The sequence below is a fragment of the Sphingomonas sp. Xoc002 genome, assembly GCF_050408055.1.
Classification (GTDB): Bacteria; Pseudomonadota; Alphaproteobacteria; order Sphingomonadales; family Sphingomonadaceae; genus Sphingomonas; species Sphingomonas yabuuchiae.
Window position 1 is genome coordinate 3,129,599 of record NZ_CP191175.1, and the last position, 18,149, is coordinate 3,147,747.

Below are 18,149 nucleotides of genomic sequence, written 5' to 3' on the forward strand. Positions count from 1 at the left end.
ACAAAAGCGCAACTGGACCCATATTCCCTTTCATGGCGATCCAGATCCGCACCACCCTCGACGAGCCCGAAACCGGGGTCAGCTTCATCCCCCACCGCCCGTCGCGTCCCGAAAAGGCGGAAGGCGGCAAGCGCTTCGAACTCGTCACCGAATATACCGCCAGCGGCGACCAGCCCGCCGCGATCCAGGAACTGACGGCGGCAGCCCGCGCAGGCGACAAGGATCAGGTGCTGCTGGGCGTCACCGGATCGGGCAAGACCTTCACCATGGCCAAGGTGATCGAGGAATTGCAGCGCCCCGCCCTGATCCTCGCGCCCAACAAGATCCTGGCGGCGCAGTTGTACGGGGAGTTCAAGAACTTCTTCCCTAACAATGCGGTCGAATATTTCGTCAGCTATTACGACTATTATCAGCCCGAGGCCTATGTGCCGCGGTCCGACACGTACATCGAGAAGGAAAGCTCGATCAACGAGTCGATCGACCGGATGCGCCACTCGGCAACCCGTGCGCTGCTGGAGCGCGACGACGTCATCATCGTCGCCTCGGTGTCGTGCCTCTATGGTATCGGCTCGGTCGAAACCTATTCGGCGATGATCTTCGACCTGAAAAAGGGCCAGAGCGTCGACCAGCGCGAGATCATCCGCAAGCTCGTCGCGCTCCAGTACAAGCGCAACGACGCCGCCTTCATGCGCGGCAATTTCCGGGTGCGCGGCGACAATCTGGAAATCTTCCCCTCGCACTATGAGGACTCGGCCTGGCGCGTGTCCTTTTTCGGTGACGAGATCGAGGAGATCGTCGAGTTCGATCCGCTGACCGGCAAGAAGGTCGCCAGCCTCAACTCGGTGCGCATCTATGCCAACAGCCACTATGTGACGCCGGGCCCGACGATGAAGCAGGCGGTCGAGGCGATCAAGTTCGAGCTGACCGAGCGGCTGAAGGAATTGGAGATCGAGGGCAAGCTGCTGGAGCGGCAGCGGCTGGAGCAGCGCACCAATTTCGACCTGGAGATGATCGCGGCGACCGGCAGCTGCAACGGTATCGAAAATTACAGCCGCTTCCTGACCGGCCGCCTACCCGGCGAGCCGCCGCCCACGCTGTTCGAGTATCTGCCGGAAAACGCGGTGCTGTTCGTCGACGAGAGCCATGTTACCATCGGCCAGATCAACGGCATGTCGCGCGGCGACCATCGCCGCAAGATCACGCTGGCCGAATATGGCTTTCGCCTGCCCTCGGCGATCGACAACCGGCCGCTGCGCTTCAACGAATGGGACGCGATGCGCCCGCAGACGGTCAGCGTCTCGGCCACCCCCGGCAACTGGGAGATGGAGCAGACCGGCGGCGTCTTCGTCGAACAGGTCATTCGCCCCACCGGCCTGATCGACCCGCCGGTCGAGATAAAGCCGGTCGAGGAACAGGTGCAGGACCTGATCATCGAGGCACGCAAGACGACCGAACTCGGTTACCGTACCCTCGTCACCACGCTGACCAAGCGCATGGCGGAGGACCTGACCGAATATATGCATGAGGCGGGGATCAAGGTCCGCTACATGCACTCCGACGTCGAGACGCTGGAGCGTATCGAGCTGATCCGCGACTTGCGGCTGGGCGTGTATGACGTGCTGATCGGCATCAACCTGCTGCGCGAGGGATTGGACATTCCCGAATGCGGGCTGGTTGCGATCCTCGACGCCGACAAGGAAGGATTTTTGCGGTCCGAAACCTCGCTGATCCAGACGATCGGGCGCGCGGCCCGCAACGTCGATGGTCGCGTGATCCTATACGCCGACCGGATCACCGGATCGATGGAGCGCGCCATGCTGGAAACCTCGCGGCGTCGCGAGAAGCAGATGGCGTACAACACCGAACACGGCATCACACCGCAGACGATCCGCCGCCAGATCGGCGACATCATCGCGCATGTGGCGTCGGGCGATCAGGTGACGGTGCCGATCGACGAGGACCGCCCGCACATGGTCGGCCATAACTTGCGCGCCTATATCGAGGAACTCGAGAAGAAGATGCGAAAGGCCGCCGCCGACCTCGAATTCGAGGAAGCGGGCCGGTTGCGGGATGAAATCCGCCAGTTGGAAAATGAGGAACTGGGCCTGCCGGTGCACGAGCAGAAGGCCCCGATCATGGGCCGCTCCAACGAGGGCAAGCCGGGCACGCGCAAGACGCGGTTCGGGAAGAGCAAGAAATTCGCCAGCGGTCGGAAGGCGAATTGATCATTGGGGTTTGCGTTGCTTGGAGGGAGCCCTCCCCCATCCCCTCCCGCCTGCGGGAGGGGCGTGTCCGTGGCAGCGGCAAGAACTTCTCAGACGTAGCGCTTTAGCGCTCGCCCAGTCACGCTCCCCTCCCGCGGGCGGGAGGGGATGGGGGAGGGCCAGCCGCAAAGACCACCCTCTGAAATCTCACCCCAAATCCAAATTCTCCGTCCCCACCCCATAATAGCCCGCAACCCGATCGGCATAAGCCTGATCGAACACCGGCGCATTGTTGGACCAGCTCGGCCCGCCTTCCAGCAGGCGACGGTCGACGGTGATGACATACTGGTCGCCCACCGGATCGAACTGGAGCAGGCTGAACGGCACCGGATAGAAGCTCTTGCCCATGCCCAGGAACCCGCCCAATGCCAGCACGGCATGGGTCGCGCGGCCCGAGCGCTTGTGGACCATGAAGGAATAGACGCTGCCGATTGCATCGCCATCGCGGCTTTCGAGCTTCAGCGTGCCCGAGACGGTGGACTGAACCAGGATCAGGGTCGGCGTGTCGTGTTCGGCCATATTAACCTCCGTTTAGCCGGATGAACCGCCGGAGCCGGAGCCGGTTCCGATCAGGGTTCCGATGCCCGCCGCATCCGCACGTCCCGTCGCAGCGCGGGGTTGAGCATCCGGGGCCCCTCCCGCATAGGCTGGATGCGATGCGTCGCCTGTCCCTTGCTTCCCTCGCCCCGATTGTCGGGGCCGCCGCCCTGTCGGGCTGTATCCCCGCCGCCCCGCGCCCCGAGGCCACGCCGCCGGTTCGCCAGGCCGCCCGCCCTGCCCCGCCCGCGCCGCGCCCGGTGCTGGGGAGCGACTGGCGCGACTGGCCGCTGACGCCCGGCGACTGGCGGTATCAGCGCGCCACGCAGGGATCGGTCGCGATATTCGGCACGGGCGGCGTCACGCGCCTGACCCTGGCCTGCGATCCGCGCACCCGCCAGATCCGCCTCGGCCGCCCCGCCTCGGTCGCGGGTGCGGTCACGATCCGCACCTCCAGCACGACTCGAAGTCTGACCGCCCATGCGGTCGCGGGCGGAGCGGAGCTGTCGCTGCCGGTCGCCGATCCGCTGCTGGATGCCATGGCGTTCAGCCGGGGACGGTTCACCATCGAGCAGAGCGGCCAGGTGCCGCTGGTCATCCCCGCCTATGCGGAGATCGGACGCGTGATCGAGGATTGCCGGGGCTGAGTCCCGCAATTTGGCGGGCGCAGGATGCTCGGCCAAAGATCGTCGCATTACAAGTCTTGTTTATTGGCGTTCGCCTACGCACATTGGCGTTGCGCACTTTGAAAGGGCGCATTGGCTTTAACTAGCGAAAGGAGGTGATCCGATGTCTCATGGTTCAGCAAGGGGGTCGGTTCAGTTCGTTCGGGGGGCCGGTCTCTGATATCGATAGGCGCGGTTCGGGGGGTATTTTCCCCCAATCAACGGTCGCGCCTGATGTCATGAGGCCCGCATGGTCTCCCGGGCTGGAGCTCTCCGGCCGCTGACCATGTTTAGGGGTTGCCGGGGCCGTCGGATGACGTCCCGGCAGCCCTTTTCATTTGTGGGATAGGCTGTTCGCCGCAAGTGCCGGAGGTCATGAACTCCTTCCTCCCCTGCAAGGCGAGGTGGCAGGCCATAGGCCTGACGGAGGGGTGTCACCGCCGCTACGGCGCGCCCCCTCTCCATCGGTTACCCCCTCCACCATGCTGCGCATGGTCCCCCTCCCCTGCACGGGGAAGAAAGCAGGGTCAGGGTGTGGTAGATGCCGGGTCCTGCATCGCCAGCCGCAGGGGCTTGTCGCCGGGCACCAGCAGGACGGGCACATCCTTGCCCGCCTGGACCAGCACCTGATCAACCGGAATCGCATCGTCGCTCTCGCCCGCGATGAATGCCTGCACCAGCCGCTCGCCCTTTTGCGGCACGAAGCCCGCCGGGATCGCCATCGGTTTGCGCCCCATCGCCAGCCAGTCGGGGCGACCCTTCACCATGCGCGTGGCCGGATGATAGACCTGCAGATCGACCGCACCGGCATATTGGCCGACCGTCATAGGACGGTCGCCGTCGAACAGTACGACCGAGCGGCCGGATGCCTTGGCCGCCAAAACCCGGCGCGCCAGGCCATTATAGCCGCTGGCGCTCTGCCCCAGCGTGACCTGGTCGATGGTCAGCGGGTCGATGCCGGTCTTGGCCTTCAGCAGAGCCGCCATCCAGCTTTGCTTGGCGTTGCCGGAGCCGTCGATCGGCTCCTCGGCGACGTGGCTGTGGCCGACATAGACGAACATCTTGGCCTTGGGATTGGCGGCCAGCACCTTGGCCAAGCTGCTGGACTGCGCCTCCTCGCGCCGGGCGATGCTCTCGGCGCGGCTCAGGCCTTTGCCGCTTCCCATCTCTTCATAGGCCACGGGACGAAAGCCCATGGCGAGCGACTGCCGGACGAAGTCACCGAACACCGGGTCCTGGGTATAATGCCCCGAGCTGTGGACTGGAAAGCCATCCTTCGCCAACCGAGCCATCGGCGCCTGATCGTCCGTGTTCCAGAAGGTTTCCGCCGCGAGCAGCGAATAGCCCAGCGGACGCAAGGCCCGCGCAACTTCCAGCGCAAAGGCGCGATCGCGCGGCAGGCCATGATTTTCGTTGAGGATAACCACCCGAGTCTTGGCCGCCCGCGCGACGATCTCCGTGATCGCATCGCGCGGCGTGGCGGCGACCATACGCTCGGCGGCCGCCTTGGCCTCAGGTCCGTCCGACGGTTGCGGCTCGGGACCTGCGGGCTCGGCCGTCATCCGCGTCTGCGCCTCTCGCCACTGGCTATAGAAGATACCGGGCTTTGGCTTGCCTGCCGCGTCAAAGGCCAGCGGCCGCAATATGTCCGCCGCGTCGAGATAGCGGCCGACCTTCAGCTGATCCAGCGATACGTTGATCGCGTCCCAGTCCGCCTTGCTCGGCCCATCCTGCGCCATCGCAACGGTGGAGAGCATCATCGTCACCACCACCGCCGCGCTCCGCATCAGTCCGCCCTTTCCTCGCGATATTTCATTTCCAGAAATCGCCCGCGCGTCGACAGGCTGTCAAGATCGGCTTGCGCCAGCCGCTGGGTCATGTCGCCGATTTCCTGTTCGATCAGCTTCAGACCATCGACCAACTGCGCATCCGGCGTCCGCCCATTGCGTTCGACCCGGCGGAGCGGCTCGGGCACGCGTTCGTAATCGCGCAGAAAGGCGGGGAGCTGCTCGCCGATCAGGCGGCGGACCTCCATCGCCTCGGGCGTCTCGTTGTCGACGCCCGCCAGCTGCGGCGAGAGCGTATCGAGCCGCAGCCCGATCCGGTCGACCAGCTGCACGGCGGGTGCGGGCAGCAGCGGCCGCTGCGCCTCCAGCCAGCGTTCGGTCTGGGCGGGCAGCGCCTTGATATCGACCTGCGCCAGCTTGGCCGGGGTCGGCGCGCGCGGGGCGGGCGCGAGTGCGATGGCGAGCGTCGCCGCCAGCATCAGCATCATCGCCGCCAACGCGCCGAAAATACCTATGCCGCCGGGCAGGATCAGGCCCGTCACCATCGCCGCCATCAGAATGACGCCGTTGGCGAAGGCGATCATCGCAAGCCGCCGCAACGCAGAGCGCGTCTTGCGCCGGGTGCGCTTGATCGTGGCCTCCGCCTGGCCCCGATAATCCTGCGAGATGCGCGCCATCACTTCGCGCGCACGCTCGATCTGGGCATCGACCTCGTTCGAGCGGGGGGTGGTCACGGGATTACAGCGCCTCCAGCTTGAACGACGACGCGGCCGACCCGCTGGTCAGCTGCGGATTCTGCGCGCCCTCGGCACGGGCGATATAGCCCTTCGACTTCTCGACCTCGTTGCCCAGCGTCGTGACCGTCGTCTTCATCGAATCGAGCGCCTTCAGCTTGAAGCTGTCGATCGCGTCCATCGTGTCATAGATGTTCTGGAACGCGCGTTGCAGCGTCTCCAGCGGAATGGTCGAGGCCGCCGCCTGCTCGTGAATCTGCGCGGTCTGGCTGCGCAGCAGCTTGCCGGTCGAATCGATGATGTTGGCGGTCGTGGTATTGAGCGCGGTGATCTGGTCGAGCACCAGCTTCTGGTTGGCCAGCGCCTGTGCCACGGTGACGGCGGTGCGCAGGGCCGAGACGGTGGTGGTCGAGGCGCGGTCGACGCCCTTTACCAGCTCGACATTGTTCTTCTTGACCAGATCGAGCGCCAGATAGCCCTGCACCGTCACCGCCATCTGGGTCAGCAGGTCCTGGGTCCGCTGGCGGGTATAGAACAGCGCGGTCTCCCGGATCGCCTTGGCCTTGGCGGGGTCGGTATGATCCAGCTCGTTGGCCGTATCCTCCAGCTTCGCGTCCATCGTCTTGGACAGATGGATCATCTGTTCCAGCCGCCCCATGGCCGACCACAGATTCGCGCGCTCGGTATCGATCGCGGCATTGTCCATCAGCAGTTCGTCGCGGCCCGAGGACAGGCTCTTCAGGATCGCCGCGATATGCGTCTGCGAAGAACGATAGCCGTCGAAATAGTCGCGCATCTTGTTGCCGAAGGGCAGGATGCCGAGCAGCTTGCGCGGCGCGGAGAGATTGCCCTGGCGACCGGGATCGAGACTTTCGACGACGCGGCGCAGCTCGGTTAGGTTCTTGCCCACCCCCGTCTCGCCATCCATCGCCTTGACCGGGCGATCGAGGAAGCGGTTGGACTGGCTGGCCGCCTCGCGGATTTCCTTCTGGCCCATCGCCGTGATCGCATCGACGCGGCGGCCGAATTCGGGGCTGTTCACGTCCTGCGCGATCAGCTCGGCGACGAAGCCGTCGACCTTCTGCTCCAGCTGGGTGCGCGTCTTGTCGTCGACGGGCACCAGCCCGGCGGCCTGGGCGGGCGCCACCGTCGGCACGGGATCGGGCGGCGTCAGCGTCAGCCCCTTTTCCTGGGTCACGGTATCGGCGGTCGTGGCCATTCTCAAACTCTCCAAATACGCATCCATAGTGTGGAGGGGATGGTCGCCGGGTTCAAGTGTATTATCGGGGTAATACTATGCGCAGGGGCAGCGTCGAACTTTCCTCCCCTTGCAGGGGAGGTGGCAGGCCAAAGGCCTGACGGAGGGGTGTCGCGCTATCGAAAGAAAGACACCCCTCCGACGCGCTGACGCGCGCCACCTCCCCTACAAGGGAAGGAATAGATTGGAAATTGATCGTCCTTCGTGCGCAACCGAAGCCAAAGGGGTTCGTTACCCCGGCTCGGCCTTGCGTCTGCGCACGGTTCGGTCATCCCCAAAACTCATGGCTTCCGCGCTTTCGCGTGGGGAATCATGCGGTTATGGGCCGTGATCTTTTGCCGAACAAAGATGCCGGGCCGAACGCAGCATAGAGAGACACCCACCTGGCCCCTATCGGTCTTTCGACCGGCGGGGGTCCGTTTTCAGCGCGATACCATTCCTCGTTCGGCCTGAGCGAAGACGGGGGCCTCGCCCTACGCCCGATCAGGCGTCGAACAGTCCGTCCTGCGATCCGACCGGCGGGTTCAGCCCCAGATGCTTCCAGCCACCGGGGTTGAGGATACGCCCCCGTGCGGTGCGGGCGAGCAGCCCGAGCTGGATCAGGAACGGCTCGATCACCTCCTCGATCGTGTCGCGCGGTTCGGACAGACCGGCTGCGAGCGTCTCCACGCCGACAGGCCCGCCGCGATAGACGTCGGCGATCATCGTGAGATAGCGGCGGTCCATCGCGTCCAGCCCCAGCGCATCGACCTCCAGCCGATTGAGCGCCTGGTCGGCGGCGGCGGCATGGACGATCTCATGCCCCGCCACGCTGGCGAAGTCGCGCACCCGGCGCAGCAGCCGCCCGGCGATACGCGGCGTGCCCCGCGAGCGCCGCGCGACCTCGACCGCGCCGTCCTCGGCAATGGGCAGGTCGAGCAGCCGCGCGGCGCGGGTGACGACGCGGGTCAGTTCCTCGACCGTGTAGAATTGCAGGCGGACCGGAATGCCGAAACGATCGCGCAAGGGCGTGGTCAGCAATCCCTGGCGCGTCGTCGCACCGACCAGCGTGAAGCGCGGCAGGTCGATCCGCACCGAACGCGCCGACGGTCCCTCGCCGATCATCAGGTCGAGGACCCGGTCCTCCATCGCGGGATACAGGACTTCCTCGACCGCCGGTTGCAGGCGGTGGATTTCGTCGATGAACAGGACGTCGCCGTCCTCCAGATTGGTCAGCAGCGCGGCGAGGTCACCCGACTTGGCGATCACCGGGCCGGAGGTCGCGCGGAAACCCACACCCATCTCGCGCGCGATGATCTGCGCCAGCGTCGTCTTGCCCAGCCCCGGCGGGCCGAAGAACAGCACATGGTCCAGCGCATCGCCGCGCCCGCGCGCCGCCTGGATGAAGACACGTAAGTTGTCGCGCGCCGCCTGCTGCCCGACGAATTCGTCCAGGCTTTTGGGGCGAAGCGCGGCGTCGACATCCTCGGGACGGCGGCTGGCGGATAACAGGCGGTCTTGGTCGGTCACGAGGTCAGCCCTAGCGGTTGCGGGGCATGGCTGTCGAGAAGCTCCGCGAACATTGCACGAACATAGCAGGCTATGCGCGGCCGGGACAATCGCCCGTGCGACGGCTTAACCCCGGATAGCGGACTCGCGGACGGAAACGCGCTACACCGGGGGTCATGCCGCACGACCTCTTCCTGGCTACCGCCGTCTCGCCCGCCCTGGAGCTGCTGCTCGCCGAACGCTTTACGCTGCACCGCGATGTGCCGCCGCCGACCACCAAAGCAATCGTCGGCGGTGGGCAGATGACGGTCGACACCGCACTGCTGGACCGGCTGCCCGAACTCGAGATTATCGCGATCCACGGCGTCGGCCATGACGGGATCGATCATGACGCGGTCGCGGCGCGGGGTATCCGCATCGCGATCACCGCCGACATATTGACCGAGGATGTCGCCGATCAGGCGATCGCCCTGTGGCTGGCCGTCGACCGGCGGATCGCGGCGAACGACCGGGCAATGCGGATGGGCAACTGGACCGTGCCGCTGGGTCGGCGTGCCAGCGGGCGGCGGATCGGCATTTTTGGGCTGGGCCGGATCGGACAGGCGATTGCCAAAAGGGCGGAGCCGTTCGGTGGCGAGATCCTCTACACGGCGCGGTCACAGAAGCCGGTGGCTTGGCGCTTCGTGCCCGATCTGGCGACGCTGGCGGCGGAAAGCGACGTGCTGTTCCTCGCCGCGCCGGGCGGGGACGAGACGCGGCGGGTGGTCGATGCCGGTGTGCTCGATCGGCTGGGGGCGGACGGCGTGCTGGTCAATGTGGCGCGCGGCAGCCTGGTGGATGAAGACGCGCTGATCGCGGCGTTGGAGTCGCATCGTATCGCGGGGGCGGGGCTGGACGTGTTCGCCGACGAACCCGACGTGCCCTATGCGCTACGCCGGATGAACCATGTCGTCCTCGCCCCGCATCAGGGGAGCGCGACGCGGGAGGGGCGTGCGGCGATGGCGACAATGGTGGTGGAGAACCTGGAGGCGCATTTTGCCGGGCGTGAGGTGCCGGGGCTGTTGGCGTGATGGCTTCCCTTGGCCTTCGACTTCGCTCAGGCTGAACGGGGTTTGGGGGCGGGTCCGATCTACAACAGCCGTTCAGGCTGAGCGAAGTCGAAGCCCATGGGACACCCCCGCCCCGCGCTACTTCGCCGCCTTGCGCAAGGCCAACCGCACCAGCGCATCGAGCGACGCCCCGGCCCCCAATTCCTCTTCCGCCGCCGCCACGGCCGCATTGGCCTCGGCGGGCCGGAAGCCCAGGTTGAGCAGCGCCGACACCGCATCCGCGCCGGCCCCGGCCGAGGCGGCCACCTCGCCGCCCGAACCGGGCGCGAGCACGATACCGCCGACCTTGTCCTTCAATTCCATCACGATCCGCTGGGCGAGCTTCGGCCCCACGCCGTTCGCCCGCGCGACCATCGCCTTGTCGCCGCTGGCGATCGCCCGCATCAGATCGGCGGGCTCCAGCGCGGACAGGATCGCCAGCGCCACGCGCGAGCCCACCCCCTGCACGCCGGTCAGCAACCGGAACCAGTCGCGCTCGTCCGCGCTGGCGAAACCCACCAGCCGGATCGAATCCTCGGACACCAGCATTTCGGTATGCAGCATCGCCGCCTCGCCCACCGGCCCGATGGACGACAAGGTGCGCGCCGACGCGCCGACCAGATAGCCGACCCCCCCGACATCGATCACCGCATGGTCGATGCCGGTGGAGTCCAAACGTCCCTTGAGATGCGCGATCATGCCCCTTCGTTAAAAGAACTCTCCGTCGTCGTCATCCCGTCTTGCGAGCCGTCCACGCCGGAAGGCCCCGCATTGGGCAGATAGGTCCAAGCGCGACCGGGCAGATTGTCACGGCAGACCGGCGCCTGTTGGAACAGGCTGCGATAGGTGGCGAGGTCTCCGATACCCGTGGCTACGGCCCATAGCCCGATCTGCGAGTCCAGGCGCGACAGGCCAGCGGCGTAGAGCCGATCGAAAATCGCTGCACAGAACTGATCGGCGGCACGCACCGTTTCGTCCGTTTGGGATTTGGCTGGTGACGAATTCTTGTTTTCTTCGAAGGAAGCTTCGGCCTGTTGCACATCCTCGTCCTTGATGAGGATGAGTTGCTTGGACAGCGCCAGGAACCACTCCTGCTCGCTTAGATACTGGCGGACATTCTTGCCGACACCCAATCGGAAATTCAGAACCTGACTGGGACTGACGCGCTCGGCCAGTTGATCAACCGCATATTTATATTGATCACTCTGGAAACCCGGACGACCATGCAACTTCTTGAAGTCCGTCCGATAGATCAATGCTTTCAGATTGTCAGAGGCGGGTATTATTTCGTTTCTCGCGCTACCCTTTTGGCAGGCGTTCATCACGTCGAAGACCGACACACGCGGGCAGGTCATGCTGATCCGAAACACCATCCGGCGGTTGCTGCCAGTCTGGTTCTCCGGAAAACTCGCTATTCCCCAGCGTGAAGTACGAATTTTTTCGGGGAGATACACGATGACGGCGATCGACGCGCCAGGATACCATTCGCTCATCAATCGCCCGGCCGAAACGGTCTCGGTAATCGATGTGGAAAGCAGGCGGGAAAGGGCGACGTCATAGGCCGACGACACGCGCTGGACCTGTTCGCGATTGATGGCGGTCAACAGGGAGCCCCCCGGCGCGGCGATCGCAAGCGAATCGCGAAGCGTCGACAGGACGATTCCGGTCGGCTGGATGTCCACCTCGTCGGCGATGCGCCCCGTCGCCTCGATCGTGACGCTGGAATTGGCGGACAAGCGGACATCGGGAAGCGCCATATCCGACCCGGTCAGCGTGGTGACGAAAGCCTCGCCCTGACGACCGCGCCCGTTATAATCAACCGCGACCAACGGCACGTTGAACTCGATATCGGGGTCGCGCATCCGGATGCGTACCGACATGACCACCCCGCGCGACCGTCCCATGAAGAAGCGACTGAACCCGCTGTGCCGCTCTCGCTTATAATCGCGAACATATCCGCCGTCGTCGACCAGTTCGACAACCCAGCGGCCGTAAAGGTCGTTGAGGTGGTAGAAGCTCCTGTTATCGACCTTCGCCTGCCAGCATTCATGAACCCCGATCACTTCGCTCAGCCGGCGACCGTCCGGAATTTGGTCAAGCCCTTGACCTCCCTTGTCGCCGCCGCTGCAATTGAAGGGCCGGTCGTCGTCACCATCGTCTTGCTCGGTCTGTACAGCGGTTCCCGAGGTCCCGGATATGATCACCGCTTCGGCAGGCATGGGCATCGTGACGAACGCAAGAATCGCGGATGTGGTGAATAGGCGGCGCTTCATGGCTTGGCTCCCCGTCGAACAGACAAACGCAACGCCACGACAGGCCCGCCCCCTTAGGAGCGAGCGTCATCGATGATGCCGTGAGAAGATCGTCAGCGTAAGCGGGGCGCAGGCATATCCGGTCCGTTTCGGACCCACTCGCAGATCAGATCGCGCTGTTGCGCCGCTCCATCGCCCTTGCACTCGCCAGATGATGCGCGTGGGTGATCGCCACCGCCAAGGCGTCCGCAGCATCCGGGCCGGTCAGCTTTACGCCGGGCAGCAGATGCCCGACCATGGCCTGGACCTGTTTCTTGTCCGCGCCGCCGGTGCCGACGGTCGCCTTCTTGACGATGCTGGGGTGATATTCGCCGACGATCAGCCCGGCCTGCGCCGCCGACAGCAGGACGATGCCGCGCGCCTGGCCCAGCTTCAGCGTGGACTGGGCATTGCTGTTGCCCAGCACCTCTTCCACCGCCGCGCCGTCGGGCTGTTGCTGGCGGATCACGTCGTAGAGCGCGGCGTGCAGGTTCGCGAGGCGCCGGGGAAGCGGCATCGACGGCTCGGTCTTGATCTGGCCGTTGGCGACGTGGCGCAGCCGGTTGCCCTCCACCGCGATCACCCCCCAGCCGGTGGTGCCGAGGCCGGGGTCGAGCCCGAGGATGATCGCGGGGGGTGGGGTCATTTCAGGCTTTCCGGAGGGGTTCGCATGCACCGCCCTGCCCCTCCACCACACGGCCGTGCCGCACGGTCCCCCTCCCCAAGCCAAGCTTGGGGAGGATTTGGGGTCAGGCCAGCTTTTCCATCACTTCGTCGGAGACTTCGTAATTGCCCCAGACGGTCTGGACGTCGTCGTCATCGTCCAGCGTGTCGATCAGCTTGAACAACGTCGCCGCCGCCGCTTCGTCGACCGAGACCATGGTCTGCGGACGCCAGGCGAGCTTGGCGCCTTCCGCCTCGCCCAGCACCGGCTCCAGCGCCTTGGCGACTTCGTGCAGATCGCCCTGCGCGGTCCAGATCTCGTGGCCGTCTTCCGACGAGGTCACGTCCTCCGCCCCGGCTTCCAGCGCGGCCTCGAACACCTTCTCGGCGTCACCGGCGCTGGCGGGATAGTTGATCAGGCCCATCCGGTCGAAGCCGTGGCTGACCGAGCCGCCCGCGCCCAGATTGCCGCCATTCTTCGACACCGCGGTGCGCACGTTCGTCGCGGTGCGGTTGCGATTGTCGGTCAGCGCCTCGATGATCAGGCTGACACCGCCGGGGCCGAAGCCCTCATAGCGGACCTCTTCGTAATTCTCCCCGTCGCCGCGCGAGGCCTTGTCGATCGCGCGCGCGATATTGTCCTTGGGCATCGAGGCCGCCTTGGCGGCGTTGACGGCGGCGCGCAGACGCGGGTTCATGTCCGGGTCGGGCGTGCCCATCTTCGCCGCCACGGTGATTTCGCGGGAAAGCTTGGAAAATGCTGCCGAGCGCTTCTTATCCTGCGCGCCCTTGCGGTGCATGATGTTCTTGAATTTGCTGTGGCCTGCCATCGGTGCCTCTTGAGATGATCGGGCTCTTTACGACTGCCCAAGGGCCTTTGCCAACCCGTCGATCTTCGCCTCCAGCGTATCGAGCCGTTCGGTGACGGCGTTGTCCAGCTTGTGGTGCAGCCGCAATATGTCGATCTCGGCGCGTAAATTGGTGCGATAGTCGAGGCTGGCGGCCAGCCGGTCCTTCGCCGATTGCCGGTTCTGGCTCATCATGATGACCGGCGCCTGGATCGCCGCCAGCGTCGAGAGCATCAGGTTCAGGAAGATGTACGGGTACGGATCGAACGCCATGCCGAAATGGCTGAGCACGTCCGAATTGAGCAGCATCCACCCCAGCAGGATCACCGAAAAGGTGATGATGAAGCCCCAGCTTCCCCCGACCGCCGCCACCCGGTCCGCCAGCTTCTCGCCCCAGGTCGAGGTCTCGTCCGCGACATCGGCGGCATCGCGTGCACTGAGCTGGCCCGACTCGATATCGGCGATGACCTGGGCTTCCTCCTCGTCCAGTTCGTGCGCGGGCTTGCCCAGCGTGCGGCGGGCGATTTCGGCAGCGGTCGACAGGGCCATGGGCTTGGCGCTCCTCGTGAGGAATCAAATGCCTTGCTCCTTGGGGCGTTGATCGGCCAAACGCCAGTCATGACGGTACGCGTGGATATGGGAACCGATGAGCGCGGCTCGTCGGTGCCGATCGATCTTGAGGAACTGCTGGCGACCCGCCTGCTGGTGCAGGGCAATTCGGGGTCGGGAAAGTCGCATCTGCTGCGCCGCCTGCTGGAAAAGTCGGCGGGCCAGGTGCAACAGGTGATCATCGATCCCGAGGGCGATTTCGTCACCCTGTCCAAGGCTTACGGCCATGTCGTGATCGAGGCGGGCGACTATGCCGAGCGCGAGGTCGGGCGCTTCGCCTCGCGGATTCGCGAACACCGCGCCTCGGTGGTCCTCAGCCTGGAAGGGCTGGAGATCGAAGGCCAGATGCGCTGCGCCGCAACGTTCCTCAACGCCTTGTTCGACGCCCCGCGCGAGCATTGGTATCCCGCGCTGGTCGTGGTCGACGAGGCACAGCTTTTCGCCCCCACGACGGGGGGCGAAGTGACCGAGGAGGTTCGTCGCGCATCGCTGTCCGCGATGACCAACCTGATGTGTCGCGGGCGTAAGCGCGGGCTGGCGGGGGTGATCGCGACCCAGCGACTCGCCAAGCTCGCCAAGAATGTTGCGGCGGAGGCGTCCAACTTCCTGATGGGCCGCACCTTCCTCGACATCGACATGGCGCGCGCCGCCGATCTGCTCGGCATGGAGCGGCGGCAGGCCGATTCGATCCGCGATCTGGCGCGCGGCACCTTCCTGGCACTCGGCCCCGCCGTTTCGCGGCGGCCGATCACGGTGAAGATCGGCGCGGTCGAGACCTCGGCGCGGTCGGGCAGTCCCAAGCTAACCCCCCTGCCCGACGCCCCGCCGCCCGACTTGCAGGAACTGCTCTTCGCGCCGGTCGAGGAAGCGCCGACCCTGCCCATGACCTTCGACCCGCGCCCGCGCCGCGTGCCCGCCGAGGAACTGATGGCCGATCTCGGCCGCCCGCCCTTGCCGACCACCGCCGCGCCGCCCGCGCCGGAAATGGACGAGGTCGAGGTCGAGGCGATCTATGAACAGGTGCTGCGCGCGATCGTCGAGGACCCCGAATCGACCTTCCGCCCCGCCTCGGTCCTGTTCCAGGATTTCCAGGTGCGCTGCCGGATGGCAGGGCTGGCCCGACCGCCGCTCGACCTGAACGGCTTCGCCCGTCGCCTGTCCTGCGCGCGGGCGGGGATTTTCGACGTCAACGATCCCGACTGGCAGGAAGCCCTGGCACTGGCCGCGATGCTGCCCGACGACATGCTGGGCGCGTTCCTGCTGGTCGCGCGTGCGGCGCGGGAAGGGTTGCCCTGCCCGCCGGATACCAAGATTGCCGAGACGTACGGGACCAGCTCGCTGGGCCGGGTAAAGCGGCTGATCGCCTATATCGAGAGCCGCGACCTGTTCGTGTGCCGCACCGACCTGACGGGCAAGCGCTCGATCACAATTCCCCGGCTGGGCTGGACGACCCAGGCGGCGGAGATGGGGTGAGGTTTCCCTTGGCCTTCGACTTCGCTCAGGCGGAACGGAGGTTGGGCTGAATTTTGCCAGGCAAACCTCTCCCACGCCCCGTTCAGCCTGAGCGAAATCGAAGGCCACACCCAACCGCCCGCCACAAACAAAAAAGGGCGACGGAGCCACCAGCCCCGCCGCCCTTCGCATATCCAAACCCGAAACCGGGATCAGATCATGCCCAGCGCCTTCATATACACTTCGAGGATGGCTTCCTCTTCCTGATACTCTTCGCGCTTCTTCTTGCGGATCGCCATGATCTTCTTGATCGCCTTCGGATCATAGCCGCGCGCCTTGGCTTCGGCGAAGACATCCTTGATGTCGTCCGAAATGCCCTTCTTCTCTTCTTCCAGCCGCTCGGCCCGCTCGATCAGCAGGCGCAGCTCGTCGGCCGTGACATTGCCGCTGCTGTCGAAATTCTCGTCCGCCATGGTCTTCTAACCTTCTTGAAATCCTGTCCGCTCCCAGGAATCCGCCGCCACGACACGGGCCCCGCCCATGGGCAAGGTCGGTCCGGCGCGGATGTCGGGATCGGGGGCGGTCTAGGCGCTTCCGCGCCGTCGCTCAAGCGGGGGTTAACGGTTCTTCTTCACACTCTCGGCCATACGCGCCAGCTGCTCCGGCGTCGCTTCGGCCTGATGATCGGCCTTCCACTGGTCATAGGGCATGCCGTAGATCGCGGCCCGCGCGGTGGCTTTGTCCACTCCGGCGGCCTCGCCCACCCAGTCGGACAGGCAGTTGCGGCAAAAGCCCGCCAGCCCCATCAGGTCGACATTCTGCGCATCGGTCCGATGACGCAAGTGCATCACCAAACGACGAAAAGCCGCTGCGGCCGCCGCGTCATCGATTGCATTCAACGCATCCAGCGTATCGCTCATATTCGTCGCTCCTAGGTTGATCGTAACGCATTAGGCTTTAGGACACTGGCCGCAAAGAAGCAGGATGTGAACATGACCAAGGCCCTCCCACCTCGTTCGCGCAAAGTCCGCGTCCTCGCCACGCTCGGCCCGGCCAGCAGCGATCCCGAGACGATCGCCACCCTGTTTCAGGCTGGCGCCGACGCCTTCCGAATCAATATGAGCCATGGCGATCAGCAATCGAAGATTCCGCTGATCCAGGCGATCCGGGGCCTGGAGGAGCGGTTCGGCCGCCCGACCACGATCCTTGCCGATCTTCAGGGCCCGAAGCTGCGCGTCGGCAAGTTCGCCGAGGGCAAGATCATGCTGGAAACCGGCAGCACCTTCATCCTCGATCGCGATCCGACGCCGGGCGACGCGACCCGTGTCGAGCTGCCGCACAAGGAAATCTTTGCCGCGATCGAACCGGGTGCGCGCCTGCTGCTCGACGACGGCAAGCTGGTGCTGCGCGTCGCCTTCCATGACGCGGACAAGATCACCACGCTGGTCGAGGTCGGCGGTGCGCTGTCGAACAACAAGGGGCTGAACGTCCCCGACGTCGTGCTGCCCATGGCCGCGCTGACCGAGAAGGACCGTTCGGACCTCGCCTTTGCGGTCGAACAGGGCGTGGACTGGATCGCCCTGTCCTTCGTCCAGCGCCCTGAGGACCTGATGGAGGCGCGCGGCCTGATCAAGGGACGCGCCGCGCTTCTCGCCAAGATCGAGAAGCCGCAGGCGATCGACCGCCTGGAGGAGATCGTCGAGCAGTGCGACGGCGTGATGGTCGCGCGCGGCGACCTGGGCGTCGAACTGCCGCCCCAGGCGGTGCCGCCGCTCCAGAAGCGCATCGTCGAGGTGTCGCGCCGCATGGGCCGCCCGGTGGTGGTCGCGACGCAGATGCTCGAATCGATGATCCAGAGCCCCTCGCCCACCCGCGCCGAAGTGTCGGACGTGGCGACCGCCATATACGACGGCGCCGACGCGATCATGCTGTCGGCCGAGTCGGCGGCGGGGTCCTGGCCGGTCGAGTCGGTCGCGATGATGAACGCGATCGGCGTGTCGGTGGAAAACGACCCCGGCCATGGCGACCGCGTCCACTTCACCGCGATGACCCCCGATCCGACCACCGCCGACGCACTGGCCGAGGCGGCGGCCCGGATCACCGACACCGTGTCGGCCAAGGCGATCATCTGCTTCACCACCAGCGGCTCGACCGCGCGCCGCATCGCGCGCGAGCGTCCCTCGGTGCCGCTGCTGGTCCTGACGCCGCAGCTGGAGACGGCCCGTCGCCTGGGCCTGCTCTGGGGCGCCCACGCGGTCCACACCCGCGATGTAGAATCCTTCGAGGAAATGGTCGCCAAGTCCAAGCGCATGGCGCTGCGCCACGGCATCGCCGAGGCGGGCAACCAGGTCGTGCTGATGGCGGGCGTCCCCTTCCGCACGCCGGGGTCGACCAACGTGCTGCACGTCACCCGCATCATGGGCGACGAACTGGCCAATTATGGGGATCGCAGCGAGGCGTAAGCC

Annotated in this window: 17 protein-coding genes; 5 read left to right on the forward strand and 12 right to left on the reverse strand. The window is 65.6% G+C overall.

The window, feature by feature from the left end:
• Positions 1-32 precede the first annotated feature (32 nt).
• Positions 33-2,225 (forward strand): excinuclease ABC subunit UvrB, encoded by a 2,193-nt coding sequence (uvrB, locus tag ACQR50_RS14370; protein WP_056437052.1) that lies wholly within the window; start codon positions 33-35, stop codon positions 2,223-2,225.
• Between the two features lie 186 nt (positions 2,226-2,411).
• On the opposite strand, the gene ACQR50_RS14375 is transcribed toward uvrB, so the two are convergent.
• Positions 2,412-2,783 (reverse strand): PRC-barrel domain-containing protein, encoded by a 372-nt coding sequence (locus ACQR50_RS14375; protein WP_056437049.1) that lies wholly within the window; start codon positions 2,781-2,783, stop codon positions 2,412-2,414.
• Between the two features lie 137 nt (positions 2,784-2,920).
• Between ACQR50_RS14375 and ACQR50_RS14380 the strand changes: the two genes are divergently transcribed.
• On the forward strand, positions 2,921-3,448 hold the full coding sequence (locus tag ACQR50_RS14380) for a hypothetical protein (RefSeq protein WP_428968831.1): 528 nt from the start codon (positions 2,921-2,923) through the stop codon (positions 3,446-3,448).
• Between the two features lie 545 nt (positions 3,449-3,993).
• Here ACQR50_RS14380 and ACQR50_RS14385 read toward each other — a convergent pair.
• The 4 genes from ACQR50_RS14385 to ruvB form a co-directional block, all read right to left on the reverse strand.
• Positions 3,994-5,253, reverse strand: coding sequence for a hypothetical protein (locus ACQR50_RS14385; RefSeq protein ID WP_428968832.1), 1,260 nt, complete (start codon positions 5,251-5,253; stop codon positions 3,994-3,996).
• On the reverse strand, positions 5,253-5,987 hold the full coding sequence (locus ACQR50_RS14390; protein ID WP_428968833.1) for a hypothetical protein: 735 nt from the start codon (positions 5,985-5,987) through the stop codon (positions 5,253-5,255). The genes ACQR50_RS14385 and ACQR50_RS14390 overlap by 1 nt, the downstream gene beginning before the upstream one ends.
• Before the next feature lie 4 nt (positions 5,988-5,991).
• Positions 5,992-7,206: a toxic anion resistance protein gene (locus tag ACQR50_RS14395; RefSeq protein ID WP_428968834.1), complete on the reverse strand. Its 1,215-nt coding sequence runs from the start codon at positions 7,204-7,206 to the stop codon at positions 5,992-5,994.
• A gap of 522 nt (positions 7,207-7,728) precedes the next feature.
• Positions 7,729-8,754: a Holliday junction branch migration DNA helicase RuvB gene (gene ruvB, locus ACQR50_RS14400; protein WP_056437034.1), complete on the reverse strand. Its 1,026-nt coding sequence runs from the start codon at positions 8,752-8,754 to the stop codon at positions 7,729-7,731.
• 155 nt (positions 8,755-8,909) lie between these two features.
• Between ruvB and ACQR50_RS14405 the strand changes: the two genes are divergently transcribed.
• Positions 8,910-9,803: a 2-hydroxyacid dehydrogenase gene (locus ACQR50_RS14405; RefSeq protein WP_428968835.1), complete on the forward strand. Its 894-nt coding sequence runs from the start codon at positions 8,910-8,912 to the stop codon at positions 9,801-9,803.
• A 117-nt stretch (positions 9,804-9,920) separates the two neighbouring features.
• Here ACQR50_RS14405 and ruvA read toward each other — a convergent pair whose 3' ends face one another.
• From ruvA to ACQR50_RS14430, 5 genes are all read right to left on the reverse strand, one after another.
• On the reverse strand, positions 9,921-10,520 hold the full coding sequence (gene ruvA, locus ACQR50_RS14410) for a Holliday junction branch migration protein RuvA (RefSeq protein WP_428968836.1): 600 nt from the start codon (positions 10,518-10,520) through the stop codon (positions 9,921-9,923).
• Positions 10,517-12,094, reverse strand: a complete 1,578-nt coding sequence (locus ACQR50_RS14415) for a hypothetical protein (protein WP_428968837.1) — start codon at positions 12,092-12,094, stop codon at positions 10,517-10,519. Before ACQR50_RS14415 ends, ruvA begins: the two co-directional genes overlap by 4 nt.
• A gap of 145 nt (positions 12,095-12,239) precedes the next feature.
• A complete protein-coding gene (ruvC, locus tag ACQR50_RS14420; protein WP_058746350.1) occupies positions 12,240-12,758 on the reverse strand; it encodes a crossover junction endodeoxyribonuclease RuvC in 519 nt (172 codons plus the stop codon).
• Between the two features lie 103 nt (positions 12,759-12,861).
• Positions 12,862-13,605: a YebC/PmpR family DNA-binding transcriptional regulator gene (locus ACQR50_RS14425; RefSeq protein ID WP_056437018.1), complete on the reverse strand. Its 744-nt coding sequence runs from the start codon at positions 13,603-13,605 to the stop codon at positions 12,862-12,864.
• Between the two features lie 27 nt (positions 13,606-13,632).
• Positions 13,633-14,172 (reverse strand): DUF1003 domain-containing protein, encoded by a 540-nt coding sequence (locus ACQR50_RS14430; RefSeq protein ID WP_184104786.1) that lies wholly within the window; start codon positions 14,170-14,172, stop codon positions 13,633-13,635.
• Between the two features lie 69 nt (positions 14,173-14,241).
• On the opposite strand from ACQR50_RS14430, the gene ACQR50_RS14435 reads away from it, so the two are divergent.
• A complete protein-coding gene (locus tag ACQR50_RS14435) occupies positions 14,242-15,705 on the forward strand; it encodes a helicase HerA domain-containing protein (RefSeq protein WP_428968838.1) in 1,464 nt (487 codons plus the stop codon).
• Between the two features lie 191 nt (positions 15,706-15,896).
• Here ACQR50_RS14435 and ACQR50_RS14440 read toward each other — a convergent pair whose 3' ends face one another.
• Both ACQR50_RS14440 and ACQR50_RS14445 read right to left on the reverse strand, forming a co-directional pair.
• Complete coding sequence (locus ACQR50_RS14440; protein WP_037570224.1) at positions 15,897-16,157, reverse strand: DUF2312 domain-containing protein; 261 nt, start codon at positions 16,155-16,157, stop codon at positions 15,897-15,899.
• Between the two features lie 144 nt (positions 16,158-16,301).
• Positions 16,302-16,604 carry a DUF1244 domain-containing protein gene (locus ACQR50_RS14445; protein WP_428968839.1) on the reverse strand — a complete coding sequence of 101 codons (303 nt, stop codon included), beginning with the start codon at positions 16,602-16,604 and terminating at the stop codon, positions 16,302-16,304.
• A gap of 72 nt (positions 16,605-16,676) precedes the next feature.
• Here ACQR50_RS14445 and pyk point away from each other — a divergent pair, with 72 nt between their 5' ends.
• A complete protein-coding gene (gene pyk / locus ACQR50_RS14450; protein ID WP_428968840.1) occupies positions 16,677-18,146 on the forward strand; it encodes a pyruvate kinase in 1,470 nt (489 codons plus the stop codon).
• Positions 18,147-18,149: the final 3 nt, after the last annotated feature.